The sequence below is a fragment of the uncultured Brevundimonas sp. genome (assembly GCF_937863155.1).
Taxonomy (GTDB): domain Bacteria; phylum Pseudomonadota; class Alphaproteobacteria; order Caulobacterales; family Caulobacteraceae; genus Brevundimonas.
Genome location: NZ_CALMFB010000069.1, coordinates 143139 through 162517, shown reverse-complemented (window position 1 = coordinate 162517; position 19379 = coordinate 143139). Strand labels below are relative to the sequence as shown.

Below are 19379 nucleotides of genomic sequence, written 5' to 3'. Positions count from 1 at the left end.
CGTCATGACCCCCGATCCCGACATTCGCGACAACGCCGAGGCGCGGCGATATGAACTGACCATCGAGGGGCAGACGGCGGTGGTGATCTACAACCCCGTGGCCGGCGGGCTTCTGATCACCGAGACCATCGTGCCGATTCCGCTGGAAGGGCGCGGCATCGCCAGCCGGATGGCGCGCCATGTGCTGGCGGACATCAAGGCGCGGGGCCTGGTCATCCTGCCGACCTGTCCGTTCTTCGCCGGCTATCTGCAGAAGCATCCCGAATGGGCCGAGATCGTGCATCCGTCATACCGGACGGCCCTGGGGCTGTAGAACTGGGCCTGTAGATCGGGGCCTGTAGGGCTGGGGGCGCCTGGACGGACCTACTGGTCCTCGTCGAAGCGGCGCTGGACCAGTTCGGCCAGGGCGGCGACGGCTTCGGCCGCATCGGGGCCCTCGGCCTCGATGGTGACGTCGCAGCCGTTTCCGGCGCCCAGCATCAGAAGACCCATGATGGAGCGCGCGTCCACGGTGACGCCGTCGCGGGTCACCTTGACCTCGGCCTCATAGACGGAGGCCAGCTTGACGAATTTGGCCGAGGCGCGGGCGTGCAGGCCGCGCTGGTTGCAGATGCCGACGATGGCGCGGGTCGGGTTCTGGGCGGTGTCAGTTTCGCTCATTTCTCACCCGTCAGAACCCATGAGGCGACCGAGATGTATTTGCGGCCGGCGTCCTGGGCCGCGGCGACGCAGGCGTCCAGGCTTTCGCGGCCGCGCACGCTGGCCAGCTTGATCAGCATGGGCAGGTTCAGCCCGGCGATGACCTCGGCGCGGGTCTGCTCCATGACCGAAATGGCCAGATTGGACGGCGTGCCGCCGAACATGTCCGTCAGCAGGATCACGCCGTCGCCGTCGTCCACGGCGGCGGCCGCGTCGACGATGTCGCGGCGGCGCCGCTCCATGTCGTCCTCGGGGCCGATGCAGATGGCGGCCACGCCGCGCTGCGGCCCGACCACATGCTCCATGGCCGAAAGGAACTCGGAGGCCAGGCCGCCGTGAGTGACGATGACCAGGCCGATCATTCAGGAACCGCCAAGACTAAGCCCCGTGTCGCGTCCTTGGGGGCGTTCGCCCGACCGGACCGCAAGCCGGCCTAGATAGGCCAAACTGCGTCGCGATCAAAGCCCGTCAGAGCGCCTGCGACCAAGGCGACCGCCGAGGCGGGCCTGGGATCCAGATTCACAAGGGGAATCTGTAGTCCTGCCAGCGTCTGGAAGGCCGGATCGGGCATGCGTTCGACCGGTTCCGAGGTCAGGCGGACGATCAGTCGCACCCGGGCCATGGGCCGGATCGAGGTCTTCAGCACGCCCAGGCCTCGCGCCTCTATGCGTCCGGCCAGGGTCTCGGGGGCCGTGGCGTACAGCCGCCCGCCCGAGGCCCAGACATGGGCGCGGTCGTCGGCGACCAGACGAAAGCCCGCCCGCATCAGCCGCAGGGCCAGATCGCTCTTTCCCGCGCCGGACGGCCCGGTCAACATCACGGCCCGCCACCCCTCGGCGAAGGGCGCGGCCACGACGGTGGCGTGAACGGTCGGCGTCATGCGCGGCGGCCGGTCGATCCGGCCGGCAGGGCCACGGTGAAGCGGGCGCCCGTGACGGCGCCCTCGGCGTCGGTGCGGTTTTCGGCCCAGACGCGGCCGCCGTGGGCCTCGACGATCTGACGCACGATGGACAGGCCCAGGCCCGAGTTGGAGCCGAAGGCCGTCCCCTTGGGCCGCGAGGTGTAGAAGCGTTCAAACACGGTGTTCAGATTGTCGGGCGGTATGCCCGGGCCGTCGTCCTCGACCCGCACATGGATGGGGCAGGCGTCGATGGGGTCGCGCTCCAGCGTCACGCGCACGGTTCCGCCCGGCGGGCTGAACGAGCGGGCGTTGTCGATCAGGTTGCGGAACACCTGGCCCAGCGGCCCGTCCTGGCCCAGCACGCGCGCCTCGGCCCCCGCGGCCGGGCGGACCTCCAGCCCGACAGCCGCCTCGCCCGGCTTGGACGTGGCGGCGTAAATCTGGACCACCTCGTTCAACAGCTCGCCCATGTCGATCAGCCGTGGCCGTTCGCGCGACAGTTCGGCGTCCAGGCGTGAGGCGTTGGAAATGTCGGTGATCAGCCGGTCCAGTCGCCGCACATCCTGTTGCAGCAGGGTGGTCAGCTTGTCCTTCTGGGCGTCGGTCTTGACCAGGGCCAGGGTCTCCAGCGCCGACCGGATCGAGGTCAGGGGGTTCTTGATCTCGTGGCTGACGTCGGCGGCGAAGCCTTCGATGGCGTCCATGCGGGCCGACAGGGTCTCGGTCATGGTCTCCAGCGACCGGGCCAGGTCGCCGATCTCGTCCTTGCGGCCCTCCAGATCGGGCAGGGAGATGGCGCGTGCCCGCTGCATCCGCACCTCGTCCGCCGCCCGCGACAGCCGCATGATGGGCCGGGCCACGAACAGGTGCAGCACCAGCGAGGCCAGCAGGTTCACCGCCAGCGCCACCAGGGCGAAGGGCACCAGGGCCCGGCGCTGGGCCGACAGGATCTCGTCCACATCGCCGGCCTCCAGCGTCAGCACGCCCAGAACCTGCTGGACATGGCGCACGGGGATGGAGACGGACACCACCGGATCGCCGGTCTCGGACGGTCGCACCGTGGCCTGAGCCTCGCCGGACAGGGCGCGTTCGACCTCGGCGGCCAGCTGTTCTGCGGCCTGATCCTCTAGCCGCTCGTTGCGGTCCTGCTGGGCGGCGGTGGGGTCGCGCGCCGGAACCCCGGCGGGCAGGGGGGCGGTCAGGGGCGACCCGCCGATGATCTCGGACACCGCAAAACTGTCGGTCACCAGAAGCCCGTCCTGGTCGTACAGGCGCGCCCTCTGGCCGGTGGGAATGAATTTGTCCCGCAGCAGCAGGGCCGCGTCGGTGGGGTTCAGCATCGGCCGCGGCTCGCCCCGCGTCGCCCCCGCCTCGCCCAGCAGATTGGCCAGAAGCTCGGCCTGGACCGTCAGCGACTGCTGACGCGCCTCGACCAGACCGCGCCGCCATTCGTTCAGCGCCAGGGCGCCGCCGAACAGGATCAGCAGGCTGAGCAGGTTCAGCGCCAGGATGAAGCCGCCCAAGCGCGACCCGCCCGGCCGGAACCCGCCCGAGCGCAGCGCGCTCAGCCGAAAACGGCCGAGGCCGAACCGGCGCCCGGCCGTCGCCGTCGTCGACGGCTCGGGATCAGCTCTCGCGGTATCGGTATCCGACGCCATACAGGGTCTCGATGGCGTCGAACTCATTGTCGACGACGCGGAATTTCTTGCGCATCCGCTTGACGTGGCTGTCGATGGTGCGGTCGTCGACATAGACCTGATCGTCGTAGGCGGCGTCCATCAGGTTGTCGCGGCTCTTCACGAAGCCGGGCCGCTGGGCCAGGGCCTGAAGCAGCAGGAATTCGGTGACCGTCAGCTTCACCGCCTTGCCGTCCCAGGTGCATTCGTGGCGCGCCGGGTCCATGGTCAGCTTGCCGCGCTTGATCGCCTTGCCCGAAGCCTCGGCCGACGGTTCCGGTTCGCCGCCATCGGCGCCCGAGCGGCGCAGCAGGGCCTTGACCCGTTCGATCAGCAGCCGCTGGCTGAACGGTTTGTGGATATAGTCGTCGGCGCCCAGGTTGAAGCCCAGGATCTCGTCGATCTCCTCGTCCTTGGACGTCAGCATGATGACCGGGATCTGGCTGGTCTGGCGCAGGCGGCGCAGCACCTCCATCCCGTCCATGCGCGGCATCTTCACGTCCAGGATCACCAGATCCGGCGGCGTGGCCTCCAGGGCTTCCAGCCCGGCGGCGCCGTCATGATAGGCGGTGATCTTGTGGCCATGGCTTTCCAGCGCCAGCGAAACCGACGCCACGATGTTCTCGTCGTCATCGACCAGGGTGATGTTGGCCAAGAGTGTCTCCTCTGATCGCGGCCAGGGCCATTACGCCCCCGCCCTACGCCAAACGCGCGGCAAGCGTAACCGTTCTACGGGATCGCGGTTAGATTTAGGCAGCCGGAAATGGGGGTGGCGCCTCAGGGGTGCAAGCTCCGGGCTTCGTCGGGCCTCGCCCTGCCCGGCGGGGCTTCGCGCCGCGTGGAGATGCGTGCAGGGGCGGGTCGGAAAAAGGCCCCGACCGTCTTCGGTCGAGGCCTCAGTCGTCTCAGATCACAATATCAGGCCGCCATCCGCCGACGCTGGACCATCAGGGCCGCGCCCCCAGCCAGCAGTACGCCAAACAGAATCATCGCCCATTCCGAAAGAGTCGGAACCGCCGCCGTCAGAACGAACGAACCGACAGGAGCGGTGGCGTAGGTGTAATCCAACGAACCCTGCCAGCCCGTGCAGCTGTTGGGCACGGCGGCGCCGGGCGACGCCCCGATGGCGAAGGCGCATTCCATCTCGTTTTCCCCAGCCGTCAAAACTCCAGTCATCTGAACCATGTCAAATCGATTATCGACAGCGCCCGACCCCACCGTCGGCGTCGCCGTTCGCCAGCGCTGAATGAGGACGTTGAAGCCGGTTATTGCACCGGTTGCATCCGTGGTCAGATCGAAATAGCGCACCGTCACCTGCGCGTCCGAAGATGCATAGGTGGTCAAGCCATCGTTGAAGCTGAAGCTCTGCAGCAGAGGATAGGCGTTGCCAGAGAAATTCGGCGGCAGGACGCTGGCCGTCGTGAAGCTGCCCGTTACCGTCATACCCGCCGTATAATCTGCGCAAGGGGCGATGCTGCAACCCGGCGTCGCATCAGGTTGGACGACGGTGTAGTTCCCGGGCGGCATGAAGGTGTAGGTCGCCTGCGCCGCCGCAGCCCCGGCGAACAACAGGCCAAGGACGAAGGCCATAAATGCTATCGGATATATGAACTTGTTCATGAATTTCTCTCCCTTCCAAGTCCCTACTCCAGACAGCGTTCGCCAACGAGGTGTTTCTTCACTCAGCCTGGAACGCCTCTCGCCTGCGCCAAATAGGCAACAGCGTTTTTTGAGCTGAATGGGAGCGAAGGCGTCGGGAATGACGGCTGAAACCTTTAAGGGCCATCCGCGACGGGTGTGGGGTCACGAAACCCCGCCTTAAACCCTCTCGTGCCACCTTGCCGGTCCCAGTATCTGAAAGCGTGTCATGGCCGGTCCCGTCCATTACGAAGTCTATATCCGCAAGACGGCGCCAGCGCCGTGGTCGCTGCTGATGGCGACCGAGGACCGCAAGGCCGCGGTCGAGACGGCCGAGGAGCTGCTGAAGGACGACCGCGCCGCCGCCGTGCGCGTGACCAAGGAGACTCTGGACCCCGACACCATGGCCTTCGCCAGCACCACGGTGCTGACCAAGGGCGCGCCCGAGGTGAAACGCAAGCGTCTGGTGTCCGAGGAGGACGCCGGCCCCTCGTGCAACAATCCCCAGGATCTCTACGCCCCGCATGCGCGCGAACTGATCGGACGGGTGCTGGAGGACTGGCTCAGCCGCAACGGGGCCACCGCGTTCGAACTGCTGCACAGACCCGATCTGGTCGAAAAACTGGAAGCCTCGGGCGTCGAGCTGCAACACGCCATCCAGAAGGTGGCCGTGCCGGAAAGCCAGGCCACGGGCCAGACCGTCCACGATCTGGTGCGCCACTATCAGCGCCTGGCCGAAAAGGCGATCGAGCGGCTGGTTCTGGCGGGCCGCAAGGGGCTGTTCGCCGACCTGAGCCAGCGCTCGGTGGCCGATGTCGCGCACAAGCTGGCGGGTCAGGCCGATCGCGCTTTCGCCATGGGCGGGGCGGTGTGCGCGGCCATGGCCGATGTGCGCGGCGCCCGGCAGCGCCTGGATCGCCTGATGGACATCGCCGACGGGGCGCCGATGGACGGCCCGCCGCGCGCCCTGGCCCTGGTGCCGGTCGAGCAACTGCTGTGCGAGATGCTGTCCCAGCGAACCTCCCTGGCCGAAATCCTGGGTCCGGCGCTGGATCAGGGCGCCAGTCTGGCGGCCGTGGTGCGCATGGCCGCTCCGGCCGAGGTCGGCATCGTGATCCGGGCCGACCCCAAGCTGGCGCTGATGATCCCGCCCGTCGACGGGCCGGCCCAGCGGCTGGGCGCGCGCCTGGCGGCCGGGGACTTCCCCCTGCTGGCCTCGTCCCTGGCGCGGATGGTGTTGCGCGAACTGATGAGCCCGCGCCGCCTGCGCCCCAGCGACGCGCCCGGCGAGATCGACATCCTGCGCGCCCTGGCCACCACCCTGACCGCCACCGCCGGGCGGCTGCTGACGCTGGAAGAGGTCCAGAACGCCTTCGTCGAGCGGTCCAAGATCCTGATCACGGCCGACTTCGTGGCGGCCTATGTCAAGGCTTGCGACACCGTGCTGTGCGAGGCCGAGATGCTGACCCGCCTGTGCGAGAACGTCACCGGCGCCGCCAACAAGCGCTCGGCCGCGCGCTGGCTTCAGGCCTGCGTCGGCTCGCTGCGGTTCGAGACCGAGATGCGCCAGGCGGGCGGCACCGCGGCCCAGAAGCTGGGCGTTCTGGCGGAACTGCAACGGGCGGTGCGCACCGCCAATCTGTCGGAACACGATGAACAGGCGATCTGCGCCGTCATCGGCGCCGTGGGCGGCATGGTCGAGGCCGAAAGCCGCCTGACGACCCAGCTGGCGCGCGCCCCGGCCCCGGTGGTGCAGAAGCTGGCCGTCCTGCTGCGGATCGCGGCGGGCGAGACCGCGCCGACCGGACCGGCCGCCGACCGGGCGCGGGTCGAGGCGATCAAGCTGCTGCGTCTGCCGGAATCACGCGCGGCCCTGGGGGCCGAACCCCAGGTGCTGACGGCCTTGCGGCCGCTGATGAAGTCGGCCGGCCTGGCGGCCTGATCCGGTCGACGGCTCAGTCGAAGATGTCGAAGATGTCGAGGCGCTTCTTCTTCTTGTAGCGATAGTCGTCGTCGCGCCGATAGCGGTCGTCGTGGCCGCGATGTTCGGGGCGGCGCTCGTCGCGATAACCCTGAGGCGGATAGGTTTGAGGCGGATAGGGCTGGGCGGGCGGATAGGGCGCGGCCTGTTGCGGCGCCGGGGCCGGCGCGGCGGCGCGCCCCTCGGCGGTCGCGCCTTCCATCAGCTTCTCCAGCTCGCCCCGGTCCAGCCAGACGCCTCGGCAGGTCGGGCACATGTCGAACTGGACGCCGGATCGCTCCAGCGTCTGCATCGGCGCATTGTCGTTCGGGCACATCAGAAGGGGCATCGAAAACTCCGCTGTCGGACTGCGGATTTGGCCCTGTCCATGGCGGCGCGCCATGCGACCGATCGGCTCAGCAGACCTGGCCCGCCGCCCAGCCTGACGACCAGGCCCACTGGAAATTATAGCCGCCCAGCCAGCCGGTGACGTCCACCGCCTCGCCGATGAAGAACAGGTTGGACCGGTCGCGCGCCGCCATGGTCTTCTGGTCCAGGCCTGCCGTGTCCACGCCGCCCAGGGTGACCTCGGCGGTGCGATAGCCTTCGGACCCGACAGGCTTCAGCGTCCAGCCGTTGATCGCCTGGTCCAGGGCGCGCAGGGCCTTGTCCGACAGGTCGCCCAGATTGCCCGCGACCCCCGCCTGGGCCAGCACGGCGTCGCCCAGGCGTCGGGGCACGATATGGCCCACGGCGGTCGCCGCCGCCTGTCGGCCGTTCTGGGTGCGGGCGGCCCGCAGGGTCTCGAACACATCGACGTCCGGCGCCATCGACACGGTGATCGCCTCGCCCTCGCGCCAATAGCTGCTGATCTGAAGAATCGACGGGCCGCTGACGCCGCGATGGGTGAACAGCAGACCCTCGCGGAACCGGGTGCGTCCGTGGGCCACCACCGCATCGACCGACAGGCCCGCCAGCGGCGCGGTCTGGGCCAGCAACCCCGGCTCGAACGTCAGGGGAACCAGGGCGGGCCGCGTCTCGGTCACCGCCAGGCCGAACCGCCGCGCGACATCATAGGCCCAGCCGGTGGCCCCCATCTTGGGGATCGACTTGCCGCCGGTGGCGATCACCAGGGCGTCGGCGGTCAGGGATGATCCATCCGACAGACGGGCGGCAAAACCGTCGCTGTGCGCCTCCACCATCTCGACCGCCGTGCCCAGTTTCAGGGTCACGCCCGCCGCCGCCATGGCGTCGGTCAGCATGCGGATGATCTGTTTGGCGCTGCCGTCGCAGAACAGTTGGCCCAGCGTCTTTTCGTGCCAGGCGATGCCGGCGGCGTCGATGCGCTTGATGAAGTCCTGCTGGGTGAACCGCTTCAGGGCCGAGGTGGCGAACCGCGGATTGCCGCCCAGAAAGGCGTGCAGCCCCACGCCCAGATTGGTGAAATTGCAGCGCCCGCCGCCCGAGATGCGGATCTTCTCGCCCGGCGCCGAGGCGTGATCGACGACCACGACACGGCGGCCGCGACGGCCCGCCTCGATGGCGCACATCATCCCTGCGGCGCCGGCGCCGACGATCAGCACATCGGTGGCGCGCGTGGTCATGCCGCCTGAGTATCAGCCCCCGCGGGTTCCGTCATGGGCGACTGCGTCATGGCCCGCTCCAGCGCTTCGTACAGGCGCGCCGGCTCCAGCGGCTTGGGGAGCCAGTCGGTCATGCCGGCCTCGCGGCAGGCGGCGACCTGGGCCGGCTCGACCCCGGCCGAGAAGCCGATCACCGGCACCTGACGGTTCGGCCCGGCGGCGGCGCGCAGGCGGCGGGTGGCCTGATTGCCGTCCATGCCAGGCATGTTGACGTCCATCAGCACCACGTCGAACGGCTCGGTCGCCAGAAGGTCCAGGGCCTCGGCGCCGCTGGCGACGGCGCTCAGCGTGACGTCTAGCGGCTGCAACACCAGGGCCAGGGTGCGGCGGTTCACCTCGTGATCATCGACGGCCAGCACGCGCAGGCGGCGCGTCAGAACCTGTGGCGCGGCGGCGGCGGCTTCGGCGCGATCCACCGGCTGACCCTCGGCCAGAAGCACCTCCAGCGTGAAGACGGCCCCGCCGCCTTCAGCCCCGTCGGCGGTCAGATCGCCGCCCATCAGCCGGGCCAGATCGCGACTGACCGTCAGGCCCAGCCCCGTGCCGCCATATGTGCGGGCCACCTCGGCCGACCCCTGGGCGAAGGGCGAAAACAGCCGCGCCATGGCGTCCGGGGCGATGCCCGCCCCCTGGTCGCGCACGCTCAGCACCAGGCGGCGCCCGCCGTCGGTGGCCGGATCGGCGCGGACATCCAGCACCACCTCGCCGCGCGGCGTGAATTTCAGGGCGTTGGAAACCAGATTGTTGACGATCTGGCGCAATCGGTGCGGATCGCCCTTGAGCCAGATCGGGTCCGCCGGCGCGCGCGCGATCAGGTTCAGCCCCTTCTCGGCCGCCGGCGCGGCCCAGAAGCGGGCGGCTTCGGCGGTGAATTCGGCCAGGTCGAAATCGCGCGCCTCCAGCGTCATGCCGCGCGCCTCGATCTTGGAGTGATCCAACAGGTCGTTCAGCATGCCGGTCATCAGGCGGCCGGCGTCGATGATCAGATCGGCCGCTTCGGGCGTGCGTTCGGACGCTCCACGGTCACGGATCACCTGGGCGCTGGCCAGGATGGCGCTGACGGGGGTGCGCAGTTCATGGCTGACGATGGCGGCCATGGCGGCGCGGTCGGCCATGGCGGTCTCGGCCTGTTCCAGCCGCGTCTCGGCGTCGGCCAGGGCGCGGCCTTCGGACCGGCGCGCCGCATGGGTGCGCGACCAGACGCCCAGCACCGCTCCGAAGAACAGGGTGACGCAGGTGGCCAGCAGCGGCAGATGCGTCCAGCGCCAGTCGGCCATCTGGGTCAGGGGCATGGCCGCCAGCGCGACCAGATAGGGCGTGGCCCCCAGGAAGAAGAGGGTGCGGGATTCGATGCCCGAGGCGATGTTGTTCAACAGGCCGCCGGCCAGGATCAGCACCGCGACGGTGGCCAGGGTCTTGTCGCCCGCCAGCCAGACCAGCATGGCCGCCGCCGCATGCACCACCGCCATGACGACGGTGGACGCCAGGGCCGTCAGGACGATCCGGCCCTGGTCGGGGCCGGTCAGGTCGCCGCGTCGGAAGGGGGCCATGGCCCAGGCCTCGAACAGCTGGACCACGGCGCTGACGCCCAGCCACGGCAGGATCAGATCGTCGCGCCCGACCGCATGCAGAGACCAGGCCAGCAACAGGCCCAGGAGGATACGCACCGGAACCTGGCCGCGCCGTTCACGCGCGCTGGTCGCCAGATGGGGCGAAACCGAATCGTACAGACGCTGCAACCACTGATCTCCCGCTCGAAGCGACCAGCCTTAGGCGTCAGGGGCGAAAAAGTGGTGAACGCAGCCCGAGGTGAAATCTAAAAGCCGCGTTGCAGGATCACGGGCGCGCCGGACCAGACGCCGCGCCAGCCGTCGCCCGCGCGGTCCAGCCGCACCGGCCGCCCGCCGACCGACAGTTCGGCATGATCCCCGTCGCGTCGGCCGGTGACCGCCACGGCCCGACCGGTTCCCTCGGTCGCGCTGAAGGCGCCCTCGACCGGGCGATCGCCGCCAGGGTCCGACAGCACCAGCCTGCCGCGCGCCCGCGCCCCCTCCATCACCAGCCAGCCGCCGTCCAGCGGCCCGGCCATGGCGTCGGCCCGCGCCTCGGCCGCCGCCACCGCCTGCTGATAGGCGCTGTCGACCGGCTGGGGGCCGGGACTGTAGCCGTTGCCGAAGCGATCCAGGGTTTCCGGCTGGGTCAGGGGCTGGACCCGCACCGGCGCAGGCCCGGCCTGGGTCGCCGCCTCCTGGCCGAAACTCTCGCCCGGCTCGAACGGCCGGACCGGCGGCGGGGCATAGGGTTCGGCGCCGCCCGCCCGCACATAGGGCGTCTGGGCGAGCAGCCCCATCATCATCAGCACCGCGATCATCGCGGCGGACCCTGCCTTTGTCACAAGTTCGGGGCAAGGCCCTCTGCCGGGAACCTGTGCGTTGACATGCCGCATGCCCGGTCACTAAAGCCTGTTCACTCGCCCCCGGCCCTTGAATTCACGCGGTTTTGAGAACGATTCGCATGTCAGCGCCTCCCCCCGCCGCCGATCCGACGAACGAAGCCGATCTGGACCAGACCGGCCGTTTTGTGCGCCAGCCCAACGGCCATGTCCGCCCCCTGTCGCCGCACCTGCAGATCTGGCGCTGGCACATCACCATGACCGCCTCGATCCTGTTCCGCGTCACCATCGGCGCGATCAGCTTCGGCGCCCTGATCGTTCTGGGCTGGCTGGCGGTTCTGGCCTGTGGACCGGACGTGGCGGCGCGGTTCGACGCCCTGGCGGGATCGCCGCTGGGCCTGTTCATCGGCTTCGGCCTGACGCTAGTGCTGTTCTCCTTCATCCTGAACGGGACGCGGCACCTGATCCAGGACACGGGCGCGGCGCTGCAGCTGAAGCCCGCCAATCTGCTGTCGCACATCGCCGTCTGGGGGCCGATCGTGCTGGCGGTCCTGTTCTGGGCCGGTCTGTTCGCCTCGGGGAGGGTGTCGCTGTGAGCGGTCGCGTCCAATACAAGCGCGGCGTGCGCGTGTCCCAGCGTCACGGCGCGGGCGAATGGGCCATCGAGCGGGTCGCCCTGCTGATCCTGATGCCGCTGGGCCTGTGGGTGGCCTTCAGCGCCTATGGCCTGGCCGGCGCCGGCTATGAGGCGGTGCGCGCCTGGTTCGCCAATGGCGTCAACGCCACCTTGGCCTGCATCACCATGGTGGTCTTCTGCACCTTCGCCAGCCTGGCCTGGAAGGTGATCGTCGAGGATTACATCCACCAGCCGCGCAACAAGGCCCTGCTGCTGACGCTGGTGAATCTGGTCTTCCTTGCGCTGGCGGCCGCCAGCGTCTTCTTCATCGTGCGGCTGGCGCTGGGTTCGGCGCCGCTGCCCGCCGGCATCGGAGCCTGAGCGCGTCATGGCTGCTTATGAATTCGTCGATCACGCCTATGACGTGGTGGTGGTGGGCGCCGGCGGCTCGGGCCTGCGCGCGGCACTGGGCGCGGCCCAGGCCGGGCTGAAGGTCGCCTGCGTCACCAAGGTCTTCCCGACCCGGTCCCACACCGTGGCGGCGCAAGGCGGCATTTCCGCCAGCCTGGGCAATATGGGCGAGGACGACTGGCGCTGGCACATGTTCGACACCGTCAAGGGGTCCGACTGGCTGGGCGACCAGGACGCCATCGAATATCTGTGCCGGAACGCGCCCCAGGCCGTGTACGAGCTGGAGCACTGGGGCGTGCCCTTCTCGCGCACCGAGGAAGGCAAGATCTATCAGCGCGCCTTCGGCGGCATGACCCGCAACTATGGCGAGGCGCCGGTCCAGCGCACCTGCGCCGCCGCCGACCGCACCGGCCACGCCATCCTGCACACCCTGTACGGCCAGTCGGTGCGCCGCGAGGTCGAGTTCTTCATCGAGTATTTCGCGCTGGACCTGATCATGCAGGACGGCGCGTGTACGGGCGTGACCGCCTGGAAGCTGGACGACGGCACCCTGCACCGCTTCCGCGCCAAGACCACCATCCTGGCCACCGGCGGATACGGCCGCGCCTATTTCAGCGCCACCAGCGCCCACACCTGCACCGGCGACGGCAACGCCATGGTGCTGCGCGCCGGCCTGCCGCTGCAGGACATGGAGTTCGTCCAGTTCCACCCCACCGGCATCTATGGCGCCGGCTGCCTGATCACCGAGGGGGTGCGCGGCGAGGGCGGATACCTGACCAATTCCGAGGGCGAGCGGTTCATGGAGCGCTATGCGCCGACCGTGAAGGACCTGGCCCCGCGCGACATGGTTTCGCGCTCCATGACCATCGAGATCCGCGAGGGCCGCGGCGTCGGTCCGAACAAGGACCACATCTACCTGCACCTGGATCACCTGGATCCGGCGATCATCCACCAGCGCCTGCCCGGCATTTCCGAAAGCGCCAAGATCTTCGCCGGCGTGGACGTGACGCACCAGCCGATCCCCGTCCTGCCGACCGTCCACTACAATATGGGCGGCATCCCGACCAACTATCACGGCGAGGTGCTGACCAAGCGCGGCGACGATCCGGACGCCGTGGTGCCCGGCCTGATGGCGGTGGGCGAGGCGGCCTGCGTCTCGGTGCACGGCGCCAACCGCCTGGGCTCCAACAGCCTGATCGACCTGGTGGTGTTCGGCCGCGCGGCGGGCCTGCGCGCCGGCGAGACGGTCGACAAGGCCAGCGCCGTTCCCGACGCCCCCGCCTCGGCCACCGACGGCCACCTGGCGCGGCTGGACCGGTTCCGCAACGCCTCGGGCTCGACCCCGACCGCCCATCTGCGCCTGGCCATGCAGAAGGCCATGCAGGAAGACGCCGCCGTCTTCCGCACCGGCGAAACCCTGGAGCAGGGCGTCAAGCGCGTGCGCGAGGTGTTCAAGGCCTCGGACGACATCAAGACCACCGATCGCGGCATGATCTGGAACACCGATCTGGTCGAGACGCTGGAATACGACAATCTGATCGGCCAGGCGGTGGTGACCATCGAGGGCGCCCTGAACCGCACCGAAAGCCGCGGCGCCCACGCGCGCGAAGACTACCCGGATCGCGACGACGCCAACTGGATGAAACACACCCTGTCGTGGCTGGACGAGGCCAAGGGCCAGTCGAAGATCGATTACCGCCCGGTCCACAGCTACACCATGACCAAGGACGTGGACTACATCCCGCCCAAAGAGCGGAAGTACTGAGGCCCCGATGGTTCAGCTCACCCTCCCCAAGGGCTCGAAGCCCACGACCGGCAAGGTGCACAAGGCCCCGCCGGGCGCCCAGAACGTCAAGACCTACAAGGTCTATCGCTATGATCCCGAGGTGGACGCCGCCCCGCGCTGGGATGTCTATGAGGTGTCGGCCGACGACCACGGGCCTATGCTGCTGGACGCCCTGATCCACATCAAGAACGAGATCGACCCGACCCTGACCTTCCGGCGGTCGTGCCGCGAGGGCATCTGCGGTTCGTGCTCGATGAATATCGACGGGACCAACACCCTGGCCTGCACCAAGGGCTGGGACGAATGCCGGTCCTCGACCATCGCCATCGCCCCCCTGCCGCACCAGCCGGTGGTCAAGGATCTGGTGACGGACCTGAGCCTGTTCTACGCCCAGTACGATTCCATCCAGCCCTATCTGCAGTCCGACACGCCGGACCCGCAGAAGGAGCGGCTGCAAAGCCCGCAGGACCGCGAAAAGCTGGACGGCCTTTACGAATGCATCCTGTGCGCCTGCTGCTCGACGTCCTGCCCCAGCTATTGGTGGAACCAGACCGAATACCTGGGTCCGGCCGCCCTGCTCCAGGCCTATCGCTGGATCGCCGACAGCCGTGACGACGCCACCCAGGCGCGGCTGGACGATCTGGAGGATCCGTTCAAGCTGTACCGCTGCCACACCATCATGAACTGCGCCCAGGTGTGCCCCAAGGGACTGAACCCGGCCAAGGCCATCGCCGAGACCAAGGCGCTGATGGTGTCCCCGTCGCGGAACAAGGCCAAGACACCGGCCTGAGCTTTTGGGGCTAAGAAGCTATGAGTGACACGACTTCTCTTATTGGCATCGGTCGGTTGGAACGTGTGCCTCTTCGGGAGGTGTGGCGGCATGAAGCTTACGATTTCACCCGGTGGCTTGAAGACAATATCGACGTCCTAAATGAAGCCTTGGGTCTGTCCCTCATCAACGTTGAGCGCGAGCAGGCCGCGGGCAGTTTCAGCATTGATCTTGTGGCGGAACGGGATGGTGGCGGAAAAGTCATCATCGAGAACCAGCTGGAGAAGTCCAACCACGATCATCTGGGCAAGTTGCTGACCTATATGGTGGCGATGGAGGCTCAAACCGCCGTTTGGATCGTTTCCGAACCGCGGCCCGAACATGTGTCGGTTGTCGCCTGGCTGAATGAGTCGAGCAGCTCAGACTTCTATCTTTTGAAAGTCGAGGCAATACGCATCGGCGCTTCTCCGCCTGCGCCATTGTTGACACGGATCGTTGGTCCATCCGCTGAAACCGCCGCCGTGTCCCGAAGTAAGCGCGAGTACGCTGAGCGCCACGACGTGCGGCAAGGTTGGTGGACGCGATTGGTGTCCCGTCCTGAAGCGCGCCTGCACAGCCACATCACGCCTGGTCCGCACTCCTACATCGGGGTCAGTTCGGGAACGCGAGGTCTCGGGCTGAACTATGTTGTCACCCAGAACGACTGCAGCGCTGAACTCTACATCGACCGTGGCAAGGGATCGGAAGCGGAGAATAAATCCATATTCGATCAACTGTTCGCCAAACGCGATCAAATAGAAACCGACTTCGGCCAAGCTTTAAGTTGGGAGAGGCTGGACGAAGGGCGCGCCAGTCGCGTTCGCGCACGGCTGACGATTGGTGGATATCGTGCGCCGGAGGATACGTGGGATGATATCCAAACTCAGCAGATTGAGGCGATGAACCGCTTGAGTCAGGTTCTAAAACCGCACATCAAGACCTTGGTTCTCGGCTACGAGCCGGACTGACGGCTAGATGCCGCCACCGAGGTTCGCCTCGATCGACCTTTGGCTCAGACCACCGCCTGAAAGTTCATGACCAAGATCACCTATATCGAGAACGACGGGACCGAGCATCAGGTCGAGGTGCGCAACGGCCTGTCGGTGATGGAAGGCGCCATCCGCAACAATGTGCCGGGCATCGACGCCGACTGCGGCGGCGCCTGCGCCTGCGCCACCTGCCACGTCTATGTGGACGAAGCCTTCCACGACGTGACCGGCCGCCCTTCGGCCATGGAGGAATCGATGCTGGACTTCGCCGATGGGGTCCAGCCCAACAGCCGCCTGTCGTGCCAGATCCGCGTCAACGACGATCTGGACGGCCTGGTCGTGCGCCTGCCCGAAAGCCAGCACTGACCTCGATCTCGGACCGGCGTCAGTCCAGCGTCAGGGCCTCGGCCAGCAGCCTGGCCTCGGCCGCGCGGCTTGAGCCGGAGCGCCAGGCCACGACGATCTCGCGGCTGGGCGGACCATCCTTGCGGCCCTGAATGCGGCGCACGGCGATGCCGGGACTGTCGGCCAGGCCCGCCCGCACCGCCATCTGGGGCAGGAAGCTGACCCCCAGGCCCGAGCCGACCATCTGAACCAGGGTATGCAGGCTGGTGGCGGCGAAGACGTCGTCACCGCGCGGCGCCTCCAGGTCGAAGGCCGCCAGGGCCTGGTCGCGCAGGCAATGGCCGTCCTCCAGCAGGATCAGATCCTGGGCGTCCAGGGCGCCCGGCCGCAGGGTTTCGGCCTGGGCCAGGGGGTGACCGGCCGGGGCGGCGGCCACGATCTCGTCGAAGCCGATGCGCGCATGGCGCAGCCCGGCGGTGTCGTAAGGTAGGGCGATGACCGCCGCATCCAGCCGCCCGGCCTTCAGTTCCGTCACCAGGCGCGGGGTCAGATCCTCGCGGATGAACAGCCGCAGATCGGGATAGGCCGCCTTCAGCCCCGGCAGGGTGGCGGGCAGCAGAAAGGGCGCGATGGTCGGGATGACGCCCAGGCGGAACCGGCCCGTCAGCGGCCGCCCGGCGTTGCGCGCCGCCTCGACCATGTCTTCGGTGCGGGCCAGCACGTCCTCGGCCCGGACCACCGCCTCTTCGCCCACGGCGGTCAGGATGACGGCGCCGCGCGTGCGCTCGACCACCGGCGCGCCCAGGATGCGTTCCAGCTCCTGGATGCCCGCCGACAGGGCCGGCTGGCTGACATGCGCCGCTTCGGCCGCGCGGCTGAACGAGGCGTGCTCGGCGAGCAGTTTCAGATACTGGAGCTGGCGCAGGCTGGGCAACATGGCCGCCATGATGGCGCGGCGGTTTTCATAAGTCCATCTTATGCTGATGGACAAAATGATCGATTTGACTTTGATGCCGTCGCGGCCCATTTCCCCTTTCGACGGCGCGGGGAACAGCTCTTCGCCGCAGCGACACACCCTTTTATGCGACGGAGACCGCAATGCTCGGCGTTGGTGAAAAACTTCCCGAATTCAAGATCATCGGCGTCAAGCCGGGCTTCAACAGCCACGAAGAGAACGGCCAGTCGGCGTTCGAGGCCGTGACCAACGACAGCTTCCCCGGCAAGTGGAAGGTCATCTTCTTCTATCCGAAGGACTTCACCTTCGTCTGCCCGACCGAGATCGCCGAGTTCGCCCGTCTGGGCAAGGATTTCGAGGACCGCGACACCGTCGTCCTGGGCGGCTCGACCGACAATGAGTTCACCAAGCTGGCCTGGCGCCGCGACCACGCCGACCTGAACAAGCTGCCGATCTGGCAGTTCGCCGACAACGGCGGCAAGCTGGCCCGCGCCTTGGGCATTCTGGACGAGGCCGAAGGCGTCGCCCTGCGCGCCACCTTCGTGGTCGATCCGCACAATGTGGTCCAGCACGTCTATGTCACCAACCTGAACGTGGGTCGCGCCCCGGCCGACACCCTGCGGGTGGTCGACGCCCTGCAGACCGACGAACTGTGCCCCTGCAACCGCCCGGTCGGCGGCGACACGCTGGCGGCCTAAGCGTGGTCAGTGGCGAGCGGCCGGTGGCGAGAGATCGCGCCCGTCGCTCGCCCCCATCCTATCCTCGCGGCTCAAGCAGCGAGCGCCCGCGGCGTGAGCGTTAGCCGCTTCCCGAAGGGAACTAGAACAATGTCCATCGACGCCCTGCGCGACCTGATCCCGTCCTACGCCAAGGACATTTCGCTGAACCTGTCGTCCCTGGCGGGCGAGACGGTTTTGAACGAACAGCAGAAGTGGGGCGCCTTCCTGGCCTCGGCCCACGCCATCGGCACGCCTGCCGTGGTGCGCCAGATCGAGGCCGCCGCCAGCGCCGCCGGCCTGTCGACCGAAGCCGCCGACGCCGCCCGCGCGGCCGCGGCCATCATGGGCATGAACAACATCTACTACCGCTCGCTGCACCTGATGAAGAACCAGGAGTACACGACGCTGCCGGCCAATCTGCGGATGAACGTCATCGCCAATCCGGGCGTAGACAAGCTGGACTTCGAGCTATGGTCCACCGCCGTCTCGGCCATCAACGGCTGCGGCGCCTGCCTGGACGCCCACGAGGGCGAACTGCGCAAGCACGGCATGGCCAACACCCAGATCCAGGCCGCCCTGCGCATCGGCGCCGTGGTCCATGCCGCGTCGCGCGTGGTCGCCGCCGCCGAGGCCGCCCAGGGCTGATCCCGACCGCTCCGTCCCGGCCGGACGGCTGACACAACCGTTACCCGAATTGAGTCGGGCTTGTTCACGGTTTGCCGCTATAGCCTGCCTGCCCCGACCGGGACCGGAGCCCTTTGTCCATGCGTTATCTGCACACCATGGTCCGCGTATCGGACCTCGATGTTTCGCTGCGGTTCTGGCGCGATCTGCTGGGCCTGATCGAGACCCGCCGCACCGAAAGCGAGGCGGGGCGGTTCACCCTGGTCTATCTGGCCGCGCCGGTCGATCAGGACCGCGCCCGGGCCGAGAAGTCGCCCGAACTGGAGCTGACCTGGAACTGGGACGGTGAAGTCTATTCCGGCGGCCGGAACTTCGGACACCTGGCCTATGAGGTCGACGACATCTATGCCGCCTGCCAGCGGCTGATGGACGGGGGCGTGCTGATCAACCGGCCGCCGCGCGATGGCTATATGGCCTTCGTCCGCTCGCCCGACGGCATTTCGGTCGAACTGCTGCAGGCGGGCGAGCGCCTGGCCCCGGCCGAGCCCTGGGCCTCCATGCCGAACACGGGAAGCTGGTGATGCGCGGCCTCTGCCTGCTGGTCGCCGCCCTGATCGTTTCCGGCTGCGCCTCGACCACCGAATCCAACACCGGCCGCACCGCGACCGAACAGCTGCTGCTGGCGCGCGCCGCCGACCGCGCGGCCGAGGGGCTGATCCTGCCCATTCCGCAGGGCGCGCGCATCTTCGTCGATGACGTCTATTTCCGCGTCGACAACGGCGCCTATGCCGTCAGCGCCATTCGCGCCTCACTGTCGGACGCCGGCTATCGCCTGGCCACCGACCGCAACCAGTCCGACGCCATCTTCGAGATCCGCGCCGGCGCCCTGTCGCTGGAGCAGATGCGGCGTGTCGTCGGCCTGCCCGAGATGCGGATCCCGATCAACGAGAACCTGAACGTCGTCTCCCTGCCGGAACTGTCGGTCTATTCCCGGCGCGATCGCATGGGCGTGGCCGAGTTTTCGGGCTTCCTCTATGACGCCCGCACGGGCGCGCCCCTGGGCGCCGTCAGCCCAATGATCGGCCGCTATCGCATCCGCAGCCACAAGGCGCTGATGGTGGTCAGTTGGGGCCAGACCTCGGCCAATCCGGGCGAGCGCGATCCGGGATCGTCCTGGAAGGAATTCTAGACGGCGGCGATCCGTGCGGCCTTAATGG

At 68.1% G+C, this 19379-nt stretch carries 23 protein-coding genes; 12 read left to right on the top strand and 11 right to left on the bottom strand.

Going from position 1 to position 19379, the window contains the following annotated elements:
* Nucleotides 1–4 precede the first annotated feature (4 nt).
* Nucleotides 5–313: a GNAT family N-acetyltransferase gene (locus tag Q0581_RS11835; RefSeq protein ID WP_298700533.1), complete on the top strand. Its 309-nt coding sequence runs from the start codon at nt 5–7 to the stop codon at nt 311–313.
* A 50-nt stretch (nt 314–363) separates the two neighbouring features.
* Here the strand turns inward: Q0581_RS11835 and Q0581_RS11830 are convergent, their stop codons facing one another.
* The 6 genes from Q0581_RS11830 to Q0581_RS11805 form a co-directional block, all read right to left on the bottom strand.
* Complete coding sequence (locus Q0581_RS11830) at nt 364–660, bottom strand: HPr family phosphocarrier protein (protein WP_298700532.1); 297 nt, start codon at nt 658–660, stop codon at nt 364–366.
* A complete protein-coding gene (locus Q0581_RS11825; RefSeq protein WP_298700531.1) occupies nt 657–1061 on the bottom strand; it encodes a PTS sugar transporter subunit IIA in 405 nt (134 codons plus the stop codon). The genes Q0581_RS11830 and Q0581_RS11825 overlap by 4 nt, the downstream gene beginning before the upstream one ends.
* Before the next feature lie 71 nt (nt 1062–1132).
* Nucleotides 1133–1579: an HPr kinase/phosphorylase gene (locus Q0581_RS11820; protein ID WP_298700530.1), complete on the bottom strand. Its 447-nt coding sequence runs from the start codon at nt 1577–1579 to the stop codon at nt 1133–1135.
* Nucleotides 1576–3123, bottom strand: a complete 1548-nt coding sequence (locus tag Q0581_RS11815) for a stimulus-sensing domain-containing protein (RefSeq protein WP_298700529.1) — start codon at nt 3121–3123, stop codon at nt 1576–1578. Before Q0581_RS11815 ends, Q0581_RS11820 begins: the two co-directional genes overlap by 4 nt.
* Before the next feature lie 103 nt (nt 3124–3226).
* Nucleotides 3227–3931 carry a response regulator transcription factor gene (locus tag Q0581_RS11810; protein ID WP_298700528.1) on the bottom strand — a complete coding sequence of 235 codons (705 nt, stop codon included), beginning with the start codon at nt 3929–3931 and terminating at the stop codon, nt 3227–3229.
* A 263-nt stretch (nt 3932–4194) separates the two neighbouring features.
* The gene (locus Q0581_RS11805; RefSeq protein ID WP_298700527.1) at nt 4195–4896 is read right to left on the bottom strand and encodes an IPTL-CTERM sorting domain-containing protein; all 702 of its coding nucleotides are present in this window, start codon (nt 4894–4896) and stop codon (nt 4195–4197) included.
* Nucleotides 4897–5143: 247 nt separating this feature from the next.
* Here Q0581_RS11805 and Q0581_RS11800 point away from each other — a divergent pair, with 247 nt between their 5' ends.
* Entirely contained in the window at nt 5144–6856 is a 1713-nt protein-coding gene (locus tag Q0581_RS11800; protein ID WP_298700525.1) for a hypothetical protein, read from the top strand.
* Between the two features lie 13 nt (nt 6857–6869).
* Here Q0581_RS11800 and Q0581_RS11795 read toward each other — a convergent pair whose 3' ends face one another.
* The 4 genes from Q0581_RS11795 to Q0581_RS11780 all read right to left on the bottom strand — a co-directional run bounded on the left by Q0581_RS11795 (nt 6870) and on the right by Q0581_RS11780 (nt 10888).
* A complete protein-coding gene (locus Q0581_RS11795; protein ID WP_298700524.1) occupies nt 6870–7223 on the bottom strand; it encodes a zf-TFIIB domain-containing protein in 354 nt (117 codons plus the stop codon).
* 67 nt (nt 7224–7290) lie between these two features.
* Nucleotides 7291–8478, bottom strand: coding sequence for an NAD(P)/FAD-dependent oxidoreductase (locus tag Q0581_RS11790; protein WP_298700522.1), 1188 nt, complete (start codon nt 8476–8478; stop codon nt 7291–7293).
* A complete protein-coding gene (locus Q0581_RS11785; RefSeq protein ID WP_298700521.1) occupies nt 8475–10256 on the bottom strand; it encodes an ATP-binding protein in 1782 nt (593 codons plus the stop codon). The genes Q0581_RS11790 and Q0581_RS11785 overlap by 4 nt, the downstream gene beginning before the upstream one ends.
* A gap of 77 nt (nt 10257–10333) precedes the next feature.
* A complete protein-coding gene (locus tag Q0581_RS11780) occupies nt 10334–10888 on the bottom strand; it encodes a hypothetical protein (RefSeq protein ID WP_298700519.1) in 555 nt (184 codons plus the stop codon).
* A 143-nt stretch (nt 10889–11031) separates the two neighbouring features.
* On the opposite strand from Q0581_RS11780, the gene sdhC reads away from it, so the two are divergent.
* The 6 genes from sdhC (at nt 11032) to Q0581_RS11750 (ending at nt 15885) form a co-directional block, all read left to right on the top strand.
* The gene (gene sdhC / locus Q0581_RS11775; protein WP_298700517.1) at nt 11032–11505 is read left to right on the top strand and encodes a succinate dehydrogenase, cytochrome b556 subunit; all 474 of its coding nucleotides are present in this window, start codon (nt 11032–11034) and stop codon (nt 11503–11505) included.
* Entirely contained in the window at nt 11502–11906 is a 405-nt protein-coding gene (gene sdhD, locus Q0581_RS11770) for a succinate dehydrogenase, hydrophobic membrane anchor protein (RefSeq protein ID WP_298700515.1), read from the top strand. The genes sdhC and sdhD overlap by 4 nt, the downstream gene beginning before the upstream one ends.
* 7 nt (nt 11907–11913) lie before the next feature.
* The gene (gene sdhA / locus Q0581_RS11765; protein WP_298700514.1) at nt 11914–13701 is read left to right on the top strand and encodes a succinate dehydrogenase flavoprotein subunit; all 1788 of its coding nucleotides are present in this window, start codon (nt 11914–11916) and stop codon (nt 13699–13701) included.
* A 7-nt stretch (nt 13702–13708) separates the two neighbouring features.
* Nucleotides 13709–14512 (top strand): succinate dehydrogenase iron-sulfur subunit, encoded by an 804-nt coding sequence (locus Q0581_RS11760; protein WP_298700512.1) that lies wholly within the window; start codon nt 13709–13711, stop codon nt 14510–14512.
* 20 nt (nt 14513–14532) lie between these two features.
* The gene (locus Q0581_RS11755) at nt 14533–15498 is read left to right on the top strand and encodes a DUF4268 domain-containing protein (RefSeq protein WP_298700511.1); all 966 of its coding nucleotides are present in this window, start codon (nt 14533–14535) and stop codon (nt 15496–15498) included.
* Between the two features lie 66 nt (nt 15499–15564).
* Nucleotides 15565–15885 (top strand): 2Fe-2S iron-sulfur cluster-binding protein, encoded by a 321-nt coding sequence (locus Q0581_RS11750; RefSeq protein WP_298700509.1) that lies wholly within the window; start codon nt 15565–15567, stop codon nt 15883–15885.
* 19 nt (nt 15886–15904) lie between these two features.
* Here Q0581_RS11750 and Q0581_RS11745 read toward each other — a convergent pair whose 3' ends face one another.
* Nucleotides 15905–16801 carry a hydrogen peroxide-inducible genes activator gene (locus tag Q0581_RS11745; protein WP_298700570.1) on the bottom strand — a complete coding sequence of 299 codons (897 nt, stop codon included), beginning with the start codon at nt 16799–16801 and terminating at the stop codon, nt 15905–15907.
* Between the two features lie 161 nt (nt 16802–16962).
* Between Q0581_RS11745 and Q0581_RS11740 the strand changes: the two genes are divergently transcribed.
* From Q0581_RS11740 to Q0581_RS11725, 4 genes are all read left to right on the top strand, one after another.
* The gene (locus Q0581_RS11740) at nt 16963–17517 is read left to right on the top strand and encodes a peroxiredoxin (RefSeq protein ID WP_298700507.1); all 555 of its coding nucleotides are present in this window, start codon (nt 16963–16965) and stop codon (nt 17515–17517) included.
* Nucleotides 17518–17646: 129 nt separating this feature from the next.
* Entirely contained in the window at nt 17647–18183 is a 537-nt protein-coding gene (locus Q0581_RS11735; protein ID WP_298700505.1) for a carboxymuconolactone decarboxylase family protein, read from the top strand.
* Between the two features lie 119 nt (nt 18184–18302).
* Nucleotides 18303–18743 (top strand): VOC family protein, encoded by a 441-nt coding sequence (locus tag Q0581_RS11730; protein WP_298700503.1) that lies wholly within the window; start codon nt 18303–18305, stop codon nt 18741–18743.
* Nucleotides 18743–19351 carry a DUF6655 family protein gene (locus tag Q0581_RS11725; RefSeq protein WP_298700501.1) on the top strand — a complete coding sequence of 203 codons (609 nt, stop codon included), beginning with the start codon at nt 18743–18745 and terminating at the stop codon, nt 19349–19351. Before Q0581_RS11730 ends, Q0581_RS11725 begins: the two co-directional genes overlap by 1 nt.
* Nucleotides 19352–19379: the final 28 nt, after the last annotated feature.

Coding starts and splice junctions, on each gene's coding strand:
- Q0581_RS11800 (WP_298700525.1), top strand. CDS start 5,144: ATGGCCGGTCCCGTCCATTACGAAGTCTATATCCGCAAGACGGCGCCA.
- Q0581_RS11820 (WP_298700530.1), bottom strand. CDS start 1,579: ATGACGCCGACCGTTCACGCCACCGTCGTGGCCGCGCCCTTCGCCGAG.
- Q0581_RS11750 (WP_298700509.1), top strand. CDS start 15,565: ATGACCAAGATCACCTATATCGAGAACGACGGGACCGAGCATCAGGTC.
- Q0581_RS11795 (WP_298700524.1), bottom strand. CDS start 7,223: ATGCCCCTTCTGATGTGCCCGAACGACAATGCGCCGATGCAGACGCTG.
- Q0581_RS11730 (WP_298700503.1), top strand. CDS start 18,303: ATGCGTTATCTGCACACCATGGTCCGCGTATCGGACCTCGATGTTTCG.
- sdhC (WP_298700517.1), top strand. CDS start 11,032: ATGTCAGCGCCTCCCCCCGCCGCCGATCCGACGAACGAAGCCGATCTG.
- Q0581_RS11725 (WP_298700501.1), top strand. CDS start 18,743: ATGCGCGGCCTCTGCCTGCTGGTCGCCGCCCTGATCGTTTCCGGCTGC.
- Q0581_RS11825 (WP_298700531.1), bottom strand. CDS start 1,061: ATGATCGGCCTGGTCATCGTCACTCACGGCGGCCTGGCCTCCGAGTTC.
- Q0581_RS11805 (WP_298700527.1), bottom strand. CDS start 4,896: ATGAACAAGTTCATATATCCGATAGCATTTATGGCCTTCGTCCTTGGC.
- Q0581_RS11735 (WP_298700505.1), top strand. CDS start 17,647: ATGTCCATCGACGCCCTGCGCGACCTGATCCCGTCCTACGCCAAGGAC.
- Q0581_RS11755 (WP_298700511.1), top strand. CDS start 14,533: ATGAGTGACACGACTTCTCTTATTGGCATCGGTCGGTTGGAACGTGTG.
- Q0581_RS11760 (WP_298700512.1), top strand. CDS start 13,709: ATGGTTCAGCTCACCCTCCCCAAGGGCTCGAAGCCCACGACCGGCAAG.
- Q0581_RS11790 (WP_298700522.1), bottom strand. CDS start 8,478: ATGACCACGCGCGCCACCGATGTGCTGATCGTCGGCGCCGGCGCCGCA.
- Q0581_RS11780 (WP_298700519.1), bottom strand. CDS start 10,888: ATGATCGCGGTGCTGATGATGATGGGGCTGCTCGCCCAGACGCCCTAT.
- Q0581_RS11830 (WP_298700532.1), bottom strand. CDS start 660: ATGAGCGAAACTGACACCGCCCAGAACCCGACCCGCGCCATCGTCGGC.
- Q0581_RS11835 (WP_298700533.1), top strand. CDS start 5: ATGACCCCCGATCCCGACATTCGCGACAACGCCGAGGCGCGGCGATAT.
- Q0581_RS11745 (WP_298700570.1), bottom strand. CDS start 16,801: ATGTTGCCCAGCCTGCGCCAGCTCCAGTATCTGAAACTGCTCGCCGAG.
- Q0581_RS11740 (WP_298700507.1), top strand. CDS start 16,963: ATGCTCGGCGTTGGTGAAAAACTTCCCGAATTCAAGATCATCGGCGTC.
- sdhA (WP_298700514.1), top strand. CDS start 11,914: ATGGCTGCTTATGAATTCGTCGATCACGCCTATGACGTGGTGGTGGTG.